Here is a 1,785-nt window from a genome sequence, read left to right as displayed (position 1 = left end):
CCCCCTGACGACACGAGGAATTGACCCCCTCGCGACACGGTCAGAACGGGGGTTTTATGCAGCGACTCAGTTCAGGTCCTCTGCGGTTCAAAGATCCGCGGAGGGAGGCCATGCTGGAGCCGGACGAGGTTTCGGCGATACTCCGGCTCAAGGAGCTGGGGTGGGGTAGTAAACGGATTGCCGGGGAGCTTGGGATTAGCCGCAACACGGTGAAGGACTACGTGGCGGCTGGCGGCTGGACGCCGTATCGGCAGCCGCACCGCAAAAAGGCACTCGATGGCCAGGAGATCTGGCTCAAGGAGCGCCTACGGCAGCACCACGGCAATGCCGACGTGATCCGCCAGGAGCTGGCAGCCGAGAAAGGCATCATCGTCAGCCTGCGCACGGTCGAGCGGGCCGTCCAGCGCTATCGCCAGGAGCTTGCGGCCGAGGCGCGTGCGACGGTGCGGTTCGAGACACCGCCCGGCAAACAGCTGCAGATCGATTTTGGCGAGCGGCTGGTCGAGATCGGCGGTAGCAAGGTTCGCGCCTACCTGTTCGTCGCCACGTTGGGCTACTCGCGCCGGCACCATGTCAGGGCATTCCGCAACGAACGGCAAGAGAGCTGGTTCGATGGCTTGGAAAGCTCCTTCGTGAAGTTTGGCGGCGTGCCCGACGAGGTGCTGTTCGACAATGCGCGTGCGCTGGTCGTGGAACACGATGCCGCGACGCGCACCGTCGTGTTTAATGACAAGCTGACCGCGTTTGCCAAGCACTGGGGCTTCCGGCCACGGGCCTGCGCGCCATATCGAGCCCGCACCAAGGGCAAGACCGAGAATGGCGTCGGCTACGTCAAGCGGAATGCGGTCGCCGGCCGCACCTTCCCGAGCTGGGAGGCCTTTGAGGCGCACCTTGAGGCTTGGACGCGGGAGATCGCCGACCTACGCCAGCATGGCACGACGGGCGAAGTACCGATTGAGCGCTTCAGGCGCGCTGAGGCGCATGCGTTGAAGCCCATCGCCGGCAGGCCGCCCTTCCAGGCCGCACGTGAACTGATCCGTCGCGTGCAGGCCGACTGCGCGGTCGAGATCGATGGCAACGCCTACTCTGTGCCATGGCGGCTGATCGGCGAGACGGTGAGAGCGACGATCGCCGATGGCGTGGTGTGCATCCATCACGGGATCCATGAGGTGGCCGCTCATCCGATCTGTGTCGGCCGTCGCCGTCGCGTCGTCGACCCTAAACACTTTGAGGGCCTGACTGGCTTTAAACCGAGTCGTGCTGGCGATCTCGCGTTATCGCCTGTCGCGCCGCCGTCGCCGACGCTGCTGCGGCCGCTCGGCGAGTACGAAGCGATTGTGGGAGGGGGCTTCTGATGCGAGCCATTGTCCCCGACCGCCTTAGTGATATGCTGACGCGCCTAAAGCTGACGGCTGTCCGCGACCAGCTGGATGGGCTGTTGGATGAGGCCGGCCGGCAAGAGCTGAGCCTACGCGAGACCCTGGTGCTGCTGTGCGAGCGCGAGATCGCCCGCAAGGATGAGCGGCGCGTCGAGATGACGCTCAAACTTGCTCGCTTCCCGTTCGTTCGCGATTTGTCGGGCTTCGACTTCTCGGCCCAGCCCTCGCTGGATCCCAAGCAGATACGCGAGCTTGCGAGCGCCCGCTGGATTGCCAATGGCGAGAACGTGTTGCTGCTTGGGCCACCTGGCGTTGGCAAGACGCATCTTGCGGTCGCTCTTGGTCGCGAAGCGATCCTGGCTGGGCATTCCGTTCAGTTCGTCGCAGCCACGACTGTCGTTGCGCA

The 1,785-nt window shown here is 64.6% G+C and carries 2 protein-coding genes; both read left to right on the top strand.

Going from position 1 to position 1,785, the window contains the following annotated elements; all coding sequences use genetic code 11:
* Positions 1-110 precede the first annotated feature (110 nt).
* On the top strand, positions 111-1,355 hold the full coding sequence (gene istA, locus IVA98_RS05790) for an IS21 family transposase (protein ID WP_346657687.1): 1,245 nt from the start codon (positions 111-113) through the stop codon (positions 1,353-1,355).
* On the top strand, positions 1,355-1,785 hold a 431-nt coding region (locus IVA98_RS05785), incomplete at its 3' end, for an ATP-binding protein (RefSeq protein WP_247354446.1). The genes istA and IVA98_RS05785, both read left to right, overlap by 1 nt.

This window comes from Bradyrhizobium sp. 160 (genome assembly GCF_023073735.1).
Classification (GTDB): domain Bacteria; phylum Pseudomonadota; class Alphaproteobacteria; order Rhizobiales; family Xanthobacteraceae; genus Bradyrhizobium.
The sequence above is the reverse complement of the archived record's forward strand: the minus strand, read 5'-3'. Positions and strand labels throughout refer to the sequence as shown.

Excerpts from the sequence above, each read along its gene's own strand:
- istA (WP_346657687.1), top strand. The coding sequence starts at position 111 with ATGCTGGAGCCGGACGAGGTTTCGGCGATACTCCGGCTCAAGGAGCTG.